The following is an 18325-nucleotide window of genomic DNA, read 5'->3' on the forward strand; positions in this document are numbered from 1 at the left end:
GACGAAAGATCAGCGCGCGGACACGACGAACGCCGTGCCGGAACCACGCAGAGTACAGGGTCCTTCGGGTCCGGAGGCGAACGCGGACTGGCCCGCGGACAACGTCACAACAGATTCTTTGCCCACAGCATCAACAGTCCCGTCGACGCAGCAGACGATCCGCGGACCGACGCCTTCGACCGTCTGTTCGGCGCCGTCCAGATCCACCCGCCGGACAGCGAAGTACGGACAGCCGGTCTCGTAGACGCCGTCGTCATCAGCAGTCAGCACCGGGTTGGCCAGCGGCTCGAAGTCGACCACCGAAACCAGCTCCGGTACGTCGACGTGCTTGCTGGTCAGCCCACCGCGCAGCACGTTGTCCGAGTTCGCCATCACCTCGAACCCGAGCCCACGCAGGTATGCGTGCACGTTCCCAGCCGGCAGGTACACCGCGTCGAACCGCTCCAACCGAACCCGGTTCAGCAGCAGGCCTGCGAGTACGCCGGGATCGTCCGGGAAGTCGGCGCACAACTTCGAGAGCGTCTCCCGCTCCAGCTCGAACGCGTCTCCGACGTACTGCGCAACAGCCTCGCCGAGCGCACCTACCAGCGGACGGATCGCGTCCCGGTCGGCACTCATGAAATCGGTGAAGGCCTCCCGGAGCTTCCCGTCCCGTAGCTGGTCGGTCAGCTCACCGAACCCGGTCGGCGCCAGCGCCTCGAGCAGCGCGATCGTCCGGTCCAGCGGACGGAAACCGACCAGCGCGTCGAACGGCTCGAGCGCGATCAGGATCTCCGGCTTCGGCCAGGCGTCCTTGTAGTTCCGATCCGCGGCGTCGCGGGGAATCCCGTCAGCCTCGTCCCGGGCGTACCCGTCGATCGCCTGGTCCAGGGAGGGATGCGCCTGGATCGACAACGGCTGCCCGGCGGCGAGCAGCTTCGCCAGGAACGGGAACCGTCCCTCGAACCGCTCGGCCGTCTCCGCACCCAGCACCGCGGCCGGGTCGGCCGACACGACGTCGTACAGGGTGTCGCCGTTCGGCAGCACCGACGGAGCCGACTCGTGCGCACCCATCCACATCTCGGCCTGGGGTTTGCCGGTCGGCTCCACCCCGAGCAGCTCGGGGAGCGCGGTCTGCGATCCCCAGGCGTAGTCGCGGATGGTGTTCTGCAGCGGGACTACCACGCTGGGTCCTCCGAGGGGATCCCCGGCTCGACCGGGTCCGTCTCGCTCGCCCTGCCGTACCGGCCAAGGCCGAGCCCGAGGTACGCCGCGGCGTACCGACCGTGCTGGGTCAGAGCGGCGTACCGCGCGATGTCCGTGCCGTTGGCCTGCGTCACCGTGTACACGCGGACGTCGTGCGCGTGCGCCTTCGCCTCCAGCTTGCGGCGCTGCTCGTCGACACCCGAGTCGTCCACGCCGTCATCCAGTACGACGAGAGCCGGCCGCAGCTCCTCCGCCTTGTCGAACGGGTCCGCGAACAGGTCCCGCGGCGGCTGGTTGAGCACCGGCAACAGGTGCCCGAAGTCAGCGGCCAGAGCAGGCCGACCGCTGGCCAATCGCAGCGCCTCGACCACACGACGAGCCGCACGGGCTGCGAGGACCGAGCCACCCCAGACCAGCGGCAGCGCGTCCGCGAGGATCAGCGCGAGGTCCTTGGCCGGGTTGTTCGAGACGTCGTTGTTCGGCGAGCACTCGATCGCGACGTCGTCCAGCATCGACGCGACCGCCTTGCCGTCCACCTCCGGACCGAGGTCCATCTGGTGCAGCGCCTGCAGTACGGCGACCGCCGAGGCCAGCTGATCGTCGGACTGGGACGGCAGCCGGATCGCGTGCCGTAGACCGGCCGAGGCGATCGCCACCTGCGAGTCCTCCGGCGCGGCTACGAGCAGCCCGCAACCCCGTCGTACCGCTTCGCCTGCGGCCGAGACCGCGTCCGGGTCCTCGTTCGCCGCGCCGAGCACGACGACCAGGTCGAGCGGACCGGCCCAACCTGGCAGGCCCGGACCTGGCCAGGCGAGGAACGGAACCGGGCAGACCGGCTCCAGCACAGCTCGGACCAGCCGGGCGTCACGGCCTGCAGCCACCACGGCGCGCGGACGGAATCCGTCCGACGTCAGGTTGGACAGCACGTCCGCGGACGCTTCCAGCTCGGCCCGCACCCGGGCGCCGGCCATGGCCAGGCGCCGGAGCAGGTGGTCGGCCGCCTTGAGTGCGGCCGGGTCGTCCAGTCGGGTGTCGTCGAAGAGGCTCATCAGCCCTCCGTACTGGCTGTTTCCCTGGTGTCCCGGGCCTCGTCGATCAGCAGCACCGGGATGTCGTCACGGACCGGATAGGCCAGCCCGCACGACGCGTTGGTGCAGACCAGCTCGCTCGCCTCGTCGTCCACGCGGAACTCGGAGCGGCACTTCGGGCAGACCAGGATGCTCAGCAGGTCCGGGTCCAGATTGACTGCCATTCAGTTCTCCTCCACCGATGCGCCGGTGATCAGGGCCAGTACTTCGTCGCGGACACGTTCCATCTCGGGGCGGTCCGCAGCCTCGACGTTCAGCCGGAGCAACGGTTCCGTGTTCGACGCACGGACGTTGAACCACCACTGTCCCGCCGATACGGTCAACCCGTCCAGATGGTCGACGGTCACGCTATCCATGTTGCTGCCGCCAGAATACGTATCTTCGATCGCCGCGACGGTCGCCGCCGCGTCGTCGACCTTGTTGTTGATCTCGCCGGACGCGACGTACCGCTCGTACTCGGCGAACAGCTCGCTGGCCGGCAGCTCCTGCTCACCGAGCGCGGCCAGCACGTGCAGGGCAGCCAGCATGCCGGTGTCGGCCCGCCAGAAGTCCCGGAAGTAGTAGTGCGCGGAGTGCTCGCCGCCGAACACCGCGTCGGTCTCGGCCATCTTCTGCTTGATGTTCGAGTGCCCGACCCGGGTCCGGACCGGGACACCGCCGTGCTCGGTGATCAGCTCCGGGACCGCCTTGGAGGTGATCAGGTTGTGCAGGATGGTCGAGCCGGGGTGCTTGGCCAGCTCGCGTACGGCGACCGCGCCGGTGATCGCGCTCGGCGAGATCGGGTCGCCCTTCTCGTCCACCACAAAACAGCGGTCCGCGTCACCGTCGAACGCCAGGCCCAGATCGGCGCCGACCTCGCGGACCTTGGCCTGCAGGTCGACCAGGTTCTTCGGGTCGAGTGGGTTGGCCTCGTGGTTCGGGAAGTTGCCGTCCAGCTCGAAGTACATCGGGATGATCGTCACCGGGCCGTCGGCGAAGACGGCGGGGACGGTGTGCCCGCCCATGCCGTTGCCGGCGTCGACGACCACGGTGAGCGGACGGATGCGACTCAGGTCGACCAGGTGGTGCAGGTGGTCGGCGTACGCCGTCAGCAGGTCCTTGTGGTTGACGTGACCCGGCGTGGAGCTGGCCGGCGGACCCTCGGTCAGGGCCTTGGCGACCAGGTCGGCGATGTCACGCAGACCCGAGTCGGAGCCGACCGGGGCAGCGCCGGCGCGGCACATCTTGATGCCGTTGTACTGCGCCGGGTTGTGGCTGGCCGTGAACATCGCACCGGGCAGGTCGAGCCGGCCGGACGCGAAGTACAGCTGGTCGGTGGACGCCAGACCGATGTCGATCACGTCCGCGCCCGTGCTGGTCACACCCTCGGCGAACGCGGCCGCCAGGGCCGGGCTGGACGGCCGCATGTCGTACCCGACCACGACCGCCCCCGGACCCGCGAGGACGTCCAGGACCTCGACGAACGCGGCCCCGGTCGCCCGGGCCACCGACTCGTCCAACTGGTCCGGGACGACCCCCCGCACGTCGTACGCCTTGAAGATCGCCGCAACGTCAACCATGCGTGGACCCTATCCGGCCCACGCCCGAACCTGTATTTCAGGCCTTCTGGAACCAGCCGATGTCCTTGCGGTGGTGGACCGACGGGAGCTGCCGCGGGACCACCGGCGCGGCCCACTGGGTCGCGTTCGCGAGGATCTGCTGGATCTCCGGCTGGTGGTAGGTCGGGTACTCCTGGTCACCGGGCCGGAAGTAGAAGACCCGGCCCTGGCCGCGGCGGTAGCAGCAGCCGGAGCGGAACACCTCGCCGCCGGTGAACGAGCTGACGAACACCAGCTCGTCCGGCTGCGGGATGTCGAACAGCTCGCCGTACATCTCCTCGCGCTCGATCACCAGCGGGTGCGGGACGCCCTGCGCGATCGGGTGGCCGGCGGCGACCGTCCAGATCAGCTCGCGGTCGTTCTCGGCCCGCCAGTCGAGCGTGCACGTCGTACCCATCAGCTTGATGAAGATCTTGCTGAAGTGCGCGGAGTGCAGCGCGATCAGGCCCATCCCGGACAGCACGTGCTGCTGGACCCGGTCGACGATCGCGTCGTCGACGTCACCGTGCGCGGCGTGCCCCCACCAGGTGAGTACGTCGGTGTCCGCGAGCACCTCCTCGGTCAGACCGTGCTCCGGGTCCTGCAGCGTGGCGGTGCGTACGACGACGTTCTCGCCCAGCTTGGCGCGCAGCGCCGCCGCGATCGTCCCGTGCATCGTGTCGGGGTAGACCTTGCGGACGGACTCGTCCCGGCCCTCGTGGACGTTCTCGCCCCAGACCGTGACGCGAATTGGGCCTCGATCAGACTCAGTCATGCAGCACAACCTCTCGTCCCGCCTTCGCCGAGGCGTAGCAGGCGTCGATGACCTCGGTCCGGAGCAGCGCCTCGGACCCGTTCTGCCCGTCCCAGTCGCCGCTCTGGACGATCCGGACGAATTCCCGCACCACTGCGCGGTGGCCGAGCCCCGGACCGGTGGCCGGCCGCACCTCGGCCGGGATCCCGGCGACGTCGGTGTAGATCCGCAGGGTGTCCTCGTTCGTGTAGTTCTGTACGTCGATCTTCGCGCCGCCCTCGGTGCCGAACAGCTCGATGCCGAAGTTGTCGCCGGGTGCCCGGTACGTCGCCCAGCTGGTCTCCAGCTGCAGCGCGCCGCCACCGGCCAGCCGCAGGTACGCCGTGGCCAGGTCCTCGACCTCGAACTTCGAGCCGAGCGTGTCGACCGTCGGCCGGATCGCGCTGCTGACACTGCCCTTACCGCGCGGACCGAGCTCGGCGAACGTGTTCGCCGACACCGTGGTCACCTGCGGCTCACCGAGCAGGTGCAGGGCCATATCGAGGATGTGTACGCCGAGGTCGATCAGCGGACCGCCGCCGGACAGCTCGCGGTTGGTGAACCAGCCGCCCATCCCGGGGATGCCGTTGCGGCGCATCCAGTGCGCCTTCGCGTAGTAGATCCGGCCGAGCTGGCCCTCGTCGATCTGGTGCTTCAGCGCCGCGACGTCACCACGCTCGCGGTGGTTGAAGACGACCTTCAGCACCCGGCCGGCCGCCTTGGACGCCTCGACCATCGCCGTACCCTCGGCGACTGTCCGCGCCAGCGGCTTCTCGGACAGTACGTGCAGGCCCTTCTCCAACGCTTTCAGCGCGATCGGGGCGTGCAGCTGCGTCGGCGTACCGATGCTGACCGCTTCCAGGCCCTCGGTCTCGAGCAGGTCCTCCCACTTCTCGTAGAGATGAGGTACGCCGTGCTTCTCGCCCAGAGTGGTCAGGAGGTCCTTCTCCAGCCCGGCGAGCGCGACCACCTCGACATCCGGCAGCTCGGAGAACGCCTCCAGCGCCGTCCGTCCGGCGAAGCCCAGCCCGACAACTCCGACCCGCAGTCTTTGATCGTTCACAACTACGATCCTCTCCCGATGACAACGACGGACACAAACCCCTTCCCACACTACGGAACAGATTCCAACACGAGTCAATCGGCTGGACCACAGGTCATGGGGCCCTCCCGGCCTGGACTGAGGAGCGCAGGGAGCGCAGCGACCGGAGCGACGAGGGAAGGCCGGGAGCCAAGGGCCCCATGACACGCCGAGCCGGAGGCGAGGCCAAAAGCACCGTTAGTCGTCGTCGGCGTCGAAGTCGGGGTCGATCTGTTCCGGGGAGAGGGCCAGGACGTCGGCGAGTTCGAGGACCAGGGCGGAGCGGACCAGCCAGGCCAGGCCGGCGCCGGAGCGTTCGGCCCGGAGCTCGATCGGGCGGCGGAAGACGACGATCCGGTACGGCTCGTGGGACGTCCCGCCGGTGGCGTGGGTGAGCGGGATCTCGGTCGCGTCCAGCTCGAGGTTCGGCACGTCCTCGATCGCGAACTCGACCCGCGCGACCACCTGCGGCAGCCGCTTCTCCAGCCGGGTCACCTCGATCGCGACCACCTCGTCGAACTGGGCCGCACCGGCCCGCTGCAACGGCAGACCACGCGGCGCGAACTTGCTCGGCCGGCTGATCGGGCCGAGCATGCCGCGGCCGTGGCGGTCGATGTGCCTGCGATGACGGCGAGCCTCGGTCACACGCTCAGCCTAGTGGGCGTAATGTCTGGTCGTGAGCATCGCCAGGATCTGTTCGCGCGCCGGATGTCAGAAGCCTGCCGTATCGACGCTCACTTACGTGTACGCCGACTCGACCTGTGTCCTCGGTCCGTTGGCGACGTACGCCGAGCCGCACTGCTACGACCTGTGCGCCGATCACGCCGACCGCCTGACCGCACCGAACGGCTGGGAGGTCATCCGGCTCGCTCCGGACCCCGCAGCCGCCGGACCGTCGTCCGACGACCTGGAAGCGCTGGCGAACGCAGTCCGCGAAGCCGCTCGTCCGCTGCCACCCCGTGAGCCCCGCCCCGGCACTCCGGGCGCGCCGGTCGAGGTAACCCGCCGCGGCCACCTCCGCATGGTCCGGGACCCCGGCACCAACTCTTCTGAAGGCTGACTACCGCAGTGCAGCGCTGACGTCCGGTTGTGCGCCGAGCTGAGCTCGGAACACCAGTGACGTCGACAACGGCCACACGGCAACCTGCGGTACGTCGTCCTTGTCCGGCTTCGCCGCCGGCATCAGCGTGACTCCAGCGACGACGGTCCCCCGCGTCTGCTGCACCATCAGGTACGTCGGCCTCGGCTGCGCAGCGAACGAGATCGGTGTCGTCGCACCGGCAACCACGTCCAGAGCTCGCGTGCTCAAGATCCGCCCAAGCACATCCCGCAGCTCGAACTTCACGCTGCCGGTCTTCCCCGGCGCAGTCACCTGCAGCACAGCCGGCTGCTTATGTGCCGGCAGGACCAGGTACGCCGGACCGGCCAGCGCCTCAGCCGATCCGATGGAAGCGAACTCGCTCTGGCTCTCGTCGGTCACCCGCATCGACGCGGTCACCGGCTGATCCGACGTCACGGTGATCGCACTCGGGTCACCGTGCAACACCGGGTCGAGCATGAAGGTCTTCACCGAACCGGCCGCGATCTGCACAGTCTCCAGACCAGCCGGTTTGAACGGCCCGTTCGGTCCGTTCACGGTGAGGCTCGCAGTCGCCTGCAGGTCCGACGGGTTCGCCACCGAGAGGATCCGCAGTCCCGCACCGGGAGCGACCGCGGGCACGAACACCTTGGTCGCAGGCGCGGCCGATGCGTTCAGCCAGTCCACACCGGCAGGCACGCTGTTGCCCTTGGACGCGTTGGACCGCACGGCGGCCGCCACGCGACCACCGGTCGACTCCACATGTAGTGCGATGTCCCGGAGGTTCGGAGCCACCTGCTTGAGGAACAGCTCGGCGGTGCCACGGGCCGGGACGACGATGCCTCGCGCGGCGGGCAGATCCTGCTGGCCGTTCCGCGCGTACACAGTGACGTTCACTTCGGCGTTGATGCTGTCCAGGTTCGTCAGGACGAGCACATCTCGCCGCTCGACGGCTCCGGACGCTCCGACGAACCAGAAGTCCGAACCGGGCTGCTGGCACGGCGTGCTCGCCATGCCGGCGTTCACTCCGTCCTGGGCCGTCGTCGTACTCGTGCCGACGGTGCCTGCGGCCAGCGGGCCGGTGCCCTGGATGGACAGCGGCTCGGGCTTGACGACTACGGCGCTCGAACCGATGGTGCCGCGTTTCAGCAGGGACCCGACCGGATTGGACGTCGCCGGCAGCGGCGCGATCGACAGCGGCTGGGCGGCTCCGGTCGCGGTCGGGGTGTCTGCGGGCAGGTTCGGTGCGACCGCGTTGACCACGCTGGTCAGCTTGCCGCCGGCAGCGAGCACCGGGCAGGACAGCGCCGTACGGTTCACCACTGTGCGGGTCGGCTCGGTCGCGGCGGCCGCCGGCTTCGTGTCGGGCTTCTTTGGATTCGTGACCACTCCGAGCCCGGCCAGCACGACCATGGCCGCGACTACGGCTCCGATCCGGATACGCGGGTCGGCCAGCAAGCGGATCACCGGGGATCCCTCCTCGCGTGCGTGCCATGCGGTACGGCGACCGTCCGGCGTACCGTCGGCAGGCAGAACACCAGTGCGATCAGCCAGCCGATCAGGCCGAGGATGCGCCAGACCGAATGGGTCTGGTCGACCAACGGCGTCTTGCCCTCGATCTTCGACCGGTCCACCAGCCAGGAGGCATCGCCGTCGTTCGCACTCGCCCTGGTCAGGCCAGGCAGTGAGTCGAGCGTGGACTGCAGTGTCGGATCCACCGGACCAGGCAGGTACACGTAGTCGATCGCCAGACCGGCCAACTGCCTGCCTTCCTCACCACTGCCGCCACCGCCGAGTGTCGCGAGCACGTCGGTGATCGGTTTGGTCTGCGCCGCGGTCGGCGCCGCTTCGAGCGACCCCATCCGCGGTCCGCCGTCCTTGACCAGCGAGAACCGCATCTGGCCGCCGGGCGCCTTGCGCACCACCAGGATCGAGTCGTTGTCCGGCGGATCCTGCGAAGACACCAGGTACGCCGGGAGGTCCTGAGCAGGACCACGCCATAGCGGACCGTCGGCCCCACGCACCAGCCAGAAGCCCGCCGTCACGACCGTCGTCAGCAGCACGATCCCGAGCACACCTTGCACGATGAGCTCGGTGGACTTGCCAACCGAGTCCCAAGCGACCGTCACGGTGATGATCCAGCCGGCGGTCATCATGAACATCAGCGGACCACTGCCACCACCCAGCCGGCTCGCAACCAGCGTCCCGGCCAGACCGGCCAGCGCGGCGAACCAACCGAGCAACTCGTACCGCTGCCGCGACTCACGCAGCAGACTGACCAACGCCACCAGGATCAGCGGTACGGCGAACCACCACGGCGCCGGCGCACCAATCGGCGTACCGGTCAGCAAGTGCTGCAGGCTGTTGCCCGGACCGACCGCAGCGGTCGGCGGCCCGCCTGCCTCTTGTCCCAGCTTCGACGGATGCCGGATCAGCTCGATCGTCCACGGCAGAACGAGCAGCAGCCCCAGTACGACGGAGAACACCAGCTGCCGACCCTGTCGCCGCCAGCCCAGTCCCAGCACTCCACCGAAGACAAGGATGATCGCGACCAGCAGACCCAGCGCCGGAGTGAACGCGACCAGCACGGCCAAACAGATCCCAGCGAACCACGCGGCCCGCCAACTGCCCTGCACGACAACGCGTCGCCGACGAGCAATCGTGTGTACGGCGGCACCGAGCAGCGGCAGCACGATCGCGGCCACACACGTCCCGAGCCGCCCCTGCGAAATAGCGCCGTTCGTAAACACCGCCAGCCCGTACGCCGACGCTCCCCAAGCTCGCGCAACCCGGTCGACGACGAACGCCCGTAGCAACGCCCACGCGGCCAGACCGGCGAGCGGAACCGCACCGAGCAGGAGCAGGTTCGTCGCACCGCCAGGACCGAACATCACCGTCGAGAACGCCCACAGCTGCGCCAGCCACGCAGGCGGCGTGACTCCGGGCGGAGCGGAAGCCGCTGCGTGCCAGAGCGCCGAGAGGCTCTCGTGTGCCGGGAGCAGCAGGTTGGACCGCAGGACTCCGCTGCCGATCAGGTCGCGGGCCGCAACCAGCGCACCGATCGCCAGCACGACCCATGCACCCAGGAACGGCCGCCGGATCAGCTGACGACGCCACCGCGGCTGGCCGACCGCTACTCGAGCAGTGGACTTGGCCCGGCGTGCAGTGGTGACGACCTGCTCTTCCGGCTCGTCCGCCCAGGCTTCACGGATCCGCTCGGAGATCGTGCCGGTCGTTTCCTCCAGGTTGTGCCGCAGTGCGTGCACCGACCGGGAGAAGAGTCCCTTGATGGAGTCGTACGGGACCTGGTCGAGATGTCGCCGGTCCTTGCGGGCCTGCGTCCAGCCGCCGGCCAGCAGAGTGCCGAGCAACGCGGTCCACTCGTCGACGGCACCGGACGGAGTCTTGCCGATCAGGAACCAGATCGACCGCAGCACGGTGCCGAACAGGAACCGCAGGATCAGCAGCGGCAGCAGCTTGCCCGGTGCATTCGCGAGAACGGTGTAGTAAGCATGTGCGCGGTCGAGCTGGTACGCGTGCCGCCTGGTGCCGGCCAGCGAACGCTCGCCGGTCGCGGCGGCCTGGGCGTGGTAGATGACCGCGTCGGGTGCGACGCCGACCTGGTACCCCGCGCGGCTGGCGCGCCAGCCGAAGTCGATGTCGTCGCGGAACATCGGCAGCCGCGGGTCGAAACCGTGCAGCGCCTCCCAGACGTCGCGGCGGACCAGCATGCCGGCCGAGCTGACCGCGAGTACGTTCCGCGGCTGGTCGTGCTGGCCCTGGTCGAGCTCGCCGTTCTCGATACCGGTGTCGCGGCGGCCGCCGAGCGACGTGGTGACGCCGACCTCGAGCAGTTCGCGGTCCCGCGGCCACAGCCGCAGCTTCGGTCCCCAGACCCCGGTGTTCGGCGAATTAGTGGCCTGGAGCAACAACTTCTCCAGCGCCTTCGGCGCCGGCGCGCAGTCGTCGTGCAGCAGCCACAGCCACTCGACCACGGGCATGTGACCGTCGTCGCCGTACGGGCCGACCGCGCTCGGGATCGGCGCGAAGCCGTGGGCCTCGAGGCCGCGGGCGACCGCCATACCAAAACCGGTCCGGGCCGAGACGCTGACGACGGGCTCGACCCCGGGCATCGCTGCGAGCAGTTCGGCGGTCTCGTCGGTGGAGCCGGTGTCGACCGCGATCAGCCGGTCCGGCCGCGGGTTGAGCGCCCACAGCGACTCGGACAGCCGCGGCAGCCAGGCCGCGCCCTCATGCCCGACCACCACCGCGGTGACGACATGCCGGACCCGCGGACGACCCATCGGGTCGCCGATGTGGTCGGTCGGGAAGTCGACGGAGTCGAAGAATTCCCAGCCGGCCGGGGCTTCTTGTTCCATGCGGAGCTGTGACACCTCGATGCTTGCGGACGGTCACCGCGACCGCTGGTCCCGGCGAGGACTCACCATACAGCCGCCTGACCTGGGCCGGAAAAGCCGCGGGCCCCGGACGACGTTCGTCCGGGGCCTCGCGGAAGTCCTGATGTAGTTGTGCTGGTCACCGACCGTCAGACGGCCTTCTTCTTCAGCTTGCGGCGTTCCCGTTCCGACAGACCGCCCCAGATCCCGAAGCGCTCATCGTTCTGCAGCGCGTACTCGAGGCACTCGCCCCGGACATCGCAACCGAGGCACACCTTCTTCGCCTCGCGGGTGGAACCGCCCTTCTCCGGGAAGAAAGCCTCTGGATCGGTCTGGGCGCACAGCGCCCGTTCCTGCCAGTTCGGCTCCTCCTCGATCGCCTCACCGTCGACAATCGCCATCAGCGTTTCTGTCACGGTACGACCTCCTCGACCCTGTTCGTTCCCCTGTACATGTGGGTTTGCGGTCCACATGCCTGACCTCGTCCGTCCTGCGCTCTGCAACGGTCCCCGATACCGAGTGTCCAACGAACGACACGGTTGAAATTACATTCCTGCAATCCACGAAAGTCAAGCCGTGCTCTGCTATTGGGATCATCCGCAACATGCCCGCAAAAGAACGAGAGGCCTGCGGATACAGGCCTCTCGCACTGCGTACCCCGGCACAAACCTCATCCTGCCGGGATTTTCCTGCTAGTTCGGCAAGGGCTTGCCGCCCCAGATCCCTGCCCTGTCAGGAGGGCTGCCCTGTCAGGAGGGCTGGGACCACCAGCCCTGCTGACCCTGGCCCTGCTGGTTCGGGTCGTTCTTCTCCGGGTTGACGCTCGGGTCGACCCGGGTCTCGTCGGCCGGCGCGGGCTCCGAGGCGGGCTCGGACGCGGCCGGCTGGTCGGCGGCCGGGGTCTCCTCGGCCTGCCAGGCCTGCTCCTGCTGCCAGGTCTGCTGCGCAGGCTGGCCGTCGGACGGCTCGTGTGAGCCCTCCTCGACTACGGGGTGCTCCTGCTGGCTCCACTCCTGCTGAGCAGGCTGGGCCGGCTGGCCGTACTCCTGGCCGCCCCACTGCTGCTGGCCGCCCTCGGCGCCGCCCCACTGCTGCTCCTGCGGCCACTGCTGACCCTGCTGGGCCGGGTCCTGTCCGCCCCACTGCTGCTGGCCTTCGGAGCTCCACGCCTGGGTGGGCTCGGTGCCCTGGCCCTCGGCGGTCCAGGCCTGCTCGCCCTGCGGCTGACCGGCAGCGTGCTGGGCGGAGTGCTGCGCCTCGGCGTCACCGGCCGACCAGTTCTGCTGCTCGCCCTGGTTCCACTGCTGCTCCTGCGGCCACTGCTGCTGGTCGCCCTGACCCGCGGCGTACCCACCGGCAGCACCGGCCGCGGCATAACCGCCGCCGTACTGGCCCTGGCCCTGGCCCTGGTCGTACTGGCCGCCGAACTGACCCTGCTGGGCCGGCTGTCCCGGCTGGCCGTAGCCCTGCTGACCCTGCTGGCCGTACGGCGCGGTCTGGCCGTACTGCTGACCCTGCTGGCCCTGCTGGCCGTACTGCTGGCCCTGCGGGAACTGGCCCGCCTTCGGCACACGCACCGGCGCCGGCAGCGACTGGAACGTCTTCAGGATGTAGAAACCGGCACCGCCGTACAGCGCCAGACCGGCGAGCGACGCGACGAAGTTGAAGATCTTCATGCCGGCAGTGGTGCCATCGTTGAACCCCGCGAACGCCGCGATCAGCACGATCAGCGCGGTCAGACCAGTGATGACCAGCGCCGCGAGTGCGACGGTCCGCGCGTTCGGGGTCCGCTCCCCTTCGTTCACCAGCCACACCGCGCCGACCACGGCGAGGATGCTCACCACCCCGGTGACGCCTAGCGGGGACAGCAGGTTCGAGACGAAGGCTGAAGCGGCAACAAAACCGGCTCCGCCGACGAACAGCCGGATCAGCGAGGCCAGCGCGAGCAGGCCGGCGAATGCGAGCAGGATGTACGCGACCGGCTCTCTGAGCTTCTTGGTTGCGTCGGTGACCACGAGGGCTCCTCGGATGTTGGGGGCCGTACAACTGAGCTGTGCGGATGGTTCGGACCCCCCGCAGCATAGTCGTGCGGTGGTTCGACGCATTGACGACTCGTGCAGACTCTTCCCATGCGATTGACAGTGCTGGCCGGTGGCATCGGCGGTTCCACCTTCCTGCGCGGGCTGCTCCAGGCCCGGCCGGACGCCGAGATCACCGTCGTGGGGAACACCGCGGACGACATCACCCTGTTCGGGCTGCGGGTCTGCCCCGACCTGGACACCGTGATGTACACCCTCGGCGGTGGCATCTCGGAGGAACGTAAGTGGGGTCGTGAGGACGAGACCTGGGTGATCAAGGAGGAGCTCGCGGCGTACGGCGTGGAGCCCACCTGGTTCGGGCTCGGCGACCGGGACGTAGCGACGCACCTGGTCCGCACCCAGATGCTGGACGCGGGCTACAGCCTCAGTGCGGTCACCGAGGCCCTGTGTGCACGCTGGAAGCTTCCGGTGCGGCTGCTGCCGATGAGTGACGACCGAGTAGAGACGCACGTCGTGGTGGACGACCCGGACCAACCGGGACGGCGCAAGGCGATCCACTTCCAGGAGTACTGGGTCCGCCTGCACGCCGAGGTACCAGCGCACCAGATCATCGCCGTCGGCGCGGACAAGGCGAAGCCGGCTCCCGGCGTGCTGGAGGCGATCGCGGACTGCGACGTACTGATCATCCCGCCGTCGAACCCGGTGGTGTCGGTCGGCACGATCCTCGGCGTACCAGGTATTCGGGACGCGGTCCGCGAGACGGCCGCACCGGTCATCGGGCTGTCGCCGATCATCGGCAGCAGTCCGGTTCGCGGAATGGCGGACAAGGTGCTCGCTGCGGTCGGAGTGGCATCTACGGCGTCGGCAGTCGCGCGGTACTACGGTTCGCGGGCGAGCGGCGGCGTACTCGACGGCTGGCTGATCGACTCGTCGGACGCGATCCAGGCGGATTCGATCGCCGGGGCCGGAATTCACGTCCAGGCCGTGCCGTTGTGGATGACGGACGAGACCACCACCGCCGCGATGGCTGACGCGGCACTGACCCTCGCGGAGGCCGTACGGCGATGAGGAAGCACCTGGAGATCTTCCCGGTGACCGGACTGCCGGAGGTGGCGGCCGGGGACGACCTGGCCGCGCTGATCGCGGACGGGACCGATCTGCGCGACGGCGACGTCGTCTCGGTCACGTCGAAGATCGTCAGCAAGGCGGAGGGCCGGGTGACGTACGGCACGCGGCAAGAGGCGATCGACGCCGAGCTGGTCCGGGTCGTCGCGCAACGCGGCGAGACCCGGATCGTGCAGACCCGGCACGGCCTGGTGATGGCCGCCGCCGGCACCGACACGTCCAACACGGCACCCGGCACGGTCCTGCTGCTCCCGGTCGACCCCGACGAGTCGGCGCGATTGCTGCGGACGGCCTTGAAGGAGCGGTACGACGTCAACGTCGGCATCGTGATCACCGACACACTGGGCCGCCCGTGGCGCAACGGTCAGACGGACCTGGCGATCGGGGCTGCCGGCGTACGAGTCGTCGAGGATCTGCGCGGTACGACGGACAGCCACGGGAACGTGCTCGCGGTGACCGAGCCGGCGCTGGCGGACGAGATCGCCGGCGCGAGCGAGCTGGTCAAGGGCAAGGCGGACGGGGTGCCGGTCGCCGTACTGCGGGGGCTGGACGACGTCGTACTGCCGGCTGACGAGCACGGACCCGGAGCGCGGGCGCTGGTGCGGGACGCCGAGTTCGACATGTTCAGCCTGGGAACTCGGGAGGCCGCGCGGGCCGCCGTACTCGAGCAGAAGGCGCCGTCCGGACCGCGGGAAGTCGATCCGGCTGTCTGGGCCGGGTTGGTGCGCGATGACGTCCGGCTCGAGGTCGGTGACAACGCTGTCACGGTATCCGGCGAGGAGGCGGTGGCGGTCGGGATCGTTGCCGAGAAGCTCGCGGTACTGCTGCATGCGGAGGGGTACGGCGTGACGGTGCGGACCGGTCCGGGCAGCGAGGCGACGGTCACGTTCGGCTCACGGTCGCGCTAGTTTTCTAGGCAACTTCTTAGGGTCGCCTCGTACACTGCCTTCGCACGGCGGCGCGGTGGCCGCCCTTAGCCGGGAAGACCAACACTGTGGGTAAAGCGTCGTCGCAGAAGCAGTCGCGCCGCGAAATGATCGAGAAGATGCAGCGCCAGCAGGCCCAATCGGACCGTCGCCGCACGATCCTGATCGTGATCGGCGCGATCGTGGTCGGCCTGGCCATCATCGCGTACCCGGCGATCCGGCTGATCCAGGACTCCAAGACCAAGGACCAGGCCCTGACCGAGTTCGGGGTCGCCGCATCGGCGGCCTCCTGCGCCGCGATCACCAACGACGCGGCCGGAGGCACCCAGGACCACCGCCCCGACGGCGAGAAGATCCTGTACTCGGTGTCCCCGCCGTCGTCCGGCCCGCACTACGCGGTCTGGGCGCCGTTCGACAAGAAGTTCTACACGACCAGCGACCGCCCGCCGGTGGAGAACCTGGTCCACAACCTGGAGCACGGCTACACGATCCTCTGGTACCGCGACACGCTGCCGAAGGACCAGATCGACCAGATCGAGAAGCTGTCGAAGTCCAAGCTCCCGGACACCTCGGTCGGCAAGTTCATCGCCGCGCCCTTCAAGGAGTCCGAAGGCAAGGGCTGGCCCGAGGGCAAGATGCTCGCGTTCGCCCACTGGAGCTCCCCCGGCGCCGACCAGAAGTCCTTCGGCCACCGCCAGTTCTGCAGCTCGGTCAGCGGCGACGCCCTCAAGCAGTTCATGGAGAAGTACCCGGCCGCGGACGCGCAGGAGCCCAACGCCGGCTGACCTGTCACGAAGTACGCCCCCGAGGAGCTGGTCCTCGGGGGCGTTTTCGGTGCGGAGGTTAGATGTAGTCCGCGTGATCCGACTGGACTCGGGCTACCAGGTCTTTGACGCGTTCGCCGTCGCTCAGCGGGCAGACCATCGTGACGTCCTGGGTGTGGACGATGATGTGGCTGCGCAGGCCTACGGCGGCGACCAGGTGGTCGGGGTCGTCGGTGACGATGATGTTGTCGTGGGAGTCGAGCAGGCAGCTCAGCGTGATGCTGTCGGTCCGGTTGCCGTTCTCGTCAGCGGCGTACGTGTCGGCCAGTGCGGCCCACGAACCGACGTCCAGCCAGTGCACCGGCATCGGTACGACGACCACGTCGGCGTCGACCTTGCCCTGCGAGGCCGGCTCCATCACCGCGTAGTCGACGCTGATCTTCTTCAGGTTCGGGTAGATCTCTGCCAGCGTCGCGTCGCGCTGGTCGGTGTCCCACACCGCGGCTACTTCACGCAGCTTCGCGGCCGACTCCGGCAGCAGCTGGTCGAGCACCGACAGCACGGTCGTCCCACGCCAGACGAACATCCCGGAGTTCCACCAGAACCGCCCGGTCGCCAGGTACTCCTCGGCGGTCGCCCGATCCGGCTTCTCCCGGAATCGATCGACGACGTACGCCTGTGTGCCCTCGATCGGCGCACCCCGCTCGATGTAGCCGAGCCCGGTGTGCGGATGGGTCGGCTCGATCCCGAACGTCACCAGCGACCGGCCGCGGGCCTCCACCACCTCGAACCCGTGCTCGATCGCGGCCCGGAATTCCTCCTCCGGGCTGATCAGGTGATCCGACCCGACGAACGCGACGACAGCATCCGGATCGTCCCGCGCCACGACAGCGGACGCGAGCCCGACCGCGTTCGCGGTGTCCCGCCGGGCCGGCTCGCCGATGATGTTGTGCTCGCCGAGCTCGGGCAGTTCCTTGCGTACGACGTCGGTGTACGCACCGACCGTGCACACGTAGATGTTCTCCGGCTCGACCAGTCCGCGGAGCCGGTTGTACGCCACCCGCAGCAGCGACTGTCCCGCCGCCAGCGGCAGCACCTGCTTCGGCCGGTCGTCTCTGGACATCGGCCACAACCGCGTCCCTGAACCGCCCGCCAGGATCACCACGTTTCGCATGAGGAGAGACCCTACCGGTCGTCACCAGGCGGAAGCCGCAGGTGCTTGAGATCCGGCGGGACCGGTGCGGACGGTTTCCAGAACAGTTCGGCTTCGCCGTCGAGCGCCGTCGCGGGTGCGTCGGTGAGCTGGAAGCGGTCTCGCAACCGTCCGTAGAAGTCCGTCGGCCGCAGCCGGACCAGTCGCAGCCGGTTCGGCGAGCCATAAACCCCGATCCAGTCCCCCGGATCCAGTACGCCGCGCAACTGCCCGTCGATACTCACCGCGGCCTGCCCGGAATGCGGCAGTACCCGAAGCGCGATCGGCTCGTCCGGCGCCGCGACAACCGTTCGGTTGAAGGTCATGTGCGGCGCAACCGGAGTGAACACGATCGCCTCCGTGGCCGGCGAAAGAATCGGCCCACCCGCCGCGAAGCTGTACGCCGTCGATCCGGTCGGCGTCGCGACGATCACCGCATCCGCGGAGTACGACGCCAGCAGCCGGCCGGATATGTACACCCCGAGCGCCACCTGGTGATCGCGCGCGAGCTTCTCCACCACCACGTCGTTCAACGCGGTCACGTCCAGGGCCATCCCCCAGCCGTCGCCCTCGGCCATCTCATGCCGGACGGGCGGTGGCGGTAGCGACGGACCGTGCCCGTACCGCAGCAGCGACTCGATCCCGCTCGGGATCTCCAACGGCCGCGACGCCCGCATGGTCAGCGTCATCCGCTCTTCGTACGTCGCTCCGCCGTGGTGCACCGCCTCCAGCGCGGCCTCGACGTCCCGGCATGCCACCTCGGTCAGGAACCCGACCTTCCCGAGGTCGACCCCGAGCACGGCCGCGTTGTTCTTCGCCGCAATCCGCGCACCCCGCAGGAACGTCCCGTCCCCGCCGAGCGTGACGACGAGGTCGGGGTCACCGGCGTGATGCAGCTCGTCGGTCCCGGTCCGCCGCTCCTGGTGGTCCTTCCAGACGTCGATGTCGGTGCAGCCGATCCCGTGATCCGTTGCCCACTTCCGCACAGTCTCCGCAGTCTGGATCGCCACCGGGCGCCCCTGGTGAACGACAAGCCCAAGCCGGCTGATCGGCACGACAGTCCTCCTCGCACGATTCCTG

General features: G+C 69.0%; 17 protein-coding genes. 4 read left to right on the top strand and 13 right to left on the bottom strand.

What is annotated here, in order from left to right; genetic code table 11:
• Nucleotides 1–9 precede the first annotated feature (9 nt).
• The 7 genes from manA to EV650_RS32695 form a co-directional block, all read right to left on the bottom strand.
• Complete coding sequence (manA, locus tag EV650_RS32665; RefSeq protein ID WP_134123020.1) at nt 10–1164, bottom strand: mannose-6-phosphate isomerase, class I; 1155 nt, start codon at nt 1162–1164, stop codon at nt 10–12.
• Complete coding sequence (locus EV650_RS32670) at nt 1158–2234, bottom strand: SIS domain-containing protein (protein WP_134123021.1); 1077 nt, start codon at nt 2232–2234, stop codon at nt 1158–1160. The genes manA and EV650_RS32670 overlap by 7 nt, the downstream gene beginning before the upstream one ends.
• On the bottom strand, nt 2234–2437 hold the full coding sequence (locus EV650_RS32675) for a Trm112 family protein (protein ID WP_134123022.1): 204 nt from the start codon (nt 2435–2437) through the stop codon (nt 2234–2236). Before EV650_RS32675 ends, EV650_RS32670 begins: the two co-directional genes overlap by 1 nt.
• Nucleotides 2438–3832 carry a phosphomannomutase/phosphoglucomutase gene (locus EV650_RS32680; RefSeq protein WP_134123023.1) on the bottom strand — a complete coding sequence of 465 codons (1395 nt, stop codon included), beginning with the start codon at nt 3830–3832 and terminating at the stop codon, nt 2438–2440.
• Nucleotides 3833–3869: 37 nt separating this feature from the next.
• Nucleotides 3870–4625 (bottom strand): ThuA domain-containing protein, encoded by a 756-nt coding sequence (locus EV650_RS32685; RefSeq protein ID WP_134123024.1) that lies wholly within the window; start codon nt 4623–4625, stop codon nt 3870–3872.
• The gene (locus tag EV650_RS32690; RefSeq protein WP_134123025.1) at nt 4618–5706 is read right to left on the bottom strand and encodes a Gfo/Idh/MocA family protein; all 1089 of its coding nucleotides are present in this window, start codon (nt 5704–5706) and stop codon (nt 4618–4620) included. The genes EV650_RS32685 and EV650_RS32690 overlap by 8 nt, the downstream gene beginning before the upstream one ends.
• Nucleotides 5707–5922: 216 nt before the next feature.
• Nucleotides 5923–6369 (bottom strand): metallopeptidase family protein, encoded by a 447-nt coding sequence (locus EV650_RS32695; RefSeq protein ID WP_238174628.1) that lies wholly within the window; start codon nt 6367–6369, stop codon nt 5923–5925.
• 31 nt (nt 6370–6400) lie between these two features.
• On the opposite strand from EV650_RS32695, the gene EV650_RS32700 reads away from it, so the two are divergent.
• The gene (locus EV650_RS32700) at nt 6401–6784 is read left to right on the top strand and encodes a DUF3499 domain-containing protein (protein ID WP_202875141.1); all 384 of its coding nucleotides are present in this window, start codon (nt 6401–6403) and stop codon (nt 6782–6784) included.
• Here the strand turns inward: EV650_RS32700 and EV650_RS32705 are convergent, their stop codons facing one another.
• The 4 genes from EV650_RS32705 to EV650_RS32720 form a co-directional block, all read right to left on the bottom strand.
• The gene (locus EV650_RS32705; protein ID WP_134123027.1) at nt 6785–8269 is read right to left on the bottom strand and encodes a DUF5719 family protein; all 1485 of its coding nucleotides are present in this window, start codon (nt 8267–8269) and stop codon (nt 6785–6787) included.
• Entirely contained in the window at nt 8266–11181 is a 2916-nt protein-coding gene (locus tag EV650_RS32710) for a glycosyltransferase family 2 protein (RefSeq protein ID WP_134123028.1), read from the bottom strand. Before EV650_RS32710 ends, EV650_RS32705 begins: the two co-directional genes overlap by 4 nt.
• Before the next feature lie 167 nt (nt 11182–11348).
• Nucleotides 11349–11600, bottom strand: coding sequence for a WhiB family transcriptional regulator (locus EV650_RS32715; protein WP_020389877.1), 252 nt, complete (start codon nt 11598–11600; stop codon nt 11349–11351).
• Between the two features lie 348 nt (nt 11601–11948).
• Nucleotides 11949–13214 carry a hypothetical protein gene (locus EV650_RS32720; protein WP_134123029.1) on the bottom strand — a complete coding sequence of 422 codons (1266 nt, stop codon included), beginning with the start codon at nt 13212–13214 and terminating at the stop codon, nt 11949–11951.
• A 114-nt stretch (nt 13215–13328) separates the two neighbouring features.
• Here EV650_RS32720 and cofD point away from each other — a divergent pair, with 114 nt between their 5' ends.
• The 3 genes from cofD (at nt 13329) to EV650_RS32735 (ending at nt 16074) form a co-directional block, all read left to right on the top strand.
• A complete protein-coding gene (gene cofD, locus EV650_RS32725; RefSeq protein ID WP_134123030.1) occupies nt 13329–14306 on the top strand; it encodes a 2-phospho-L-lactate transferase in 978 nt (325 codons plus the stop codon).
• Nucleotides 14303–15271 carry a coenzyme F420-0:L-glutamate ligase gene (locus EV650_RS32730; protein WP_134123031.1) on the top strand — a complete coding sequence of 323 codons (969 nt, stop codon included), beginning with the start codon at nt 14303–14305 and terminating at the stop codon, nt 15269–15271. Before cofD ends, EV650_RS32730 begins: the two co-directional genes overlap by 4 nt.
• Before the next feature lie 86 nt (nt 15272–15357).
• Nucleotides 15358–16074: a thioredoxin-like domain-containing protein gene (locus tag EV650_RS32735; protein WP_134123032.1), complete on the top strand. Its 717-nt coding sequence runs from the start codon at nt 15358–15360 to the stop codon at nt 16072–16074.
• 58 nt (nt 16075–16132) lie between these two features.
• Here EV650_RS32735 and EV650_RS32740 read toward each other — a convergent pair whose 3' ends face one another.
• Entirely contained in the window at nt 16133–17227 is a 1095-nt protein-coding gene (locus tag EV650_RS32740) for a mannose-1-phosphate guanylyltransferase (protein ID WP_134123033.1), read from the bottom strand.
• A gap of 11 nt (nt 17228–17238) precedes the next feature.
• Nucleotides 17239–18300, bottom strand: coding sequence for an NAD(+)/NADH kinase (locus EV650_RS32745; RefSeq protein WP_134123034.1), 1062 nt, complete (start codon nt 18298–18300; stop codon nt 17239–17241).
• Nucleotides 18301–18325: the final 25 nt, after the last annotated feature.

The sequence above is a fragment of the Kribbella kalugense genome (assembly GCF_004365875.1).
Classification (GTDB): Bacteria; Actinomycetota; Actinomycetes; order Propionibacteriales; family Kribbellaceae; genus Kribbella; species Kribbella kalugense.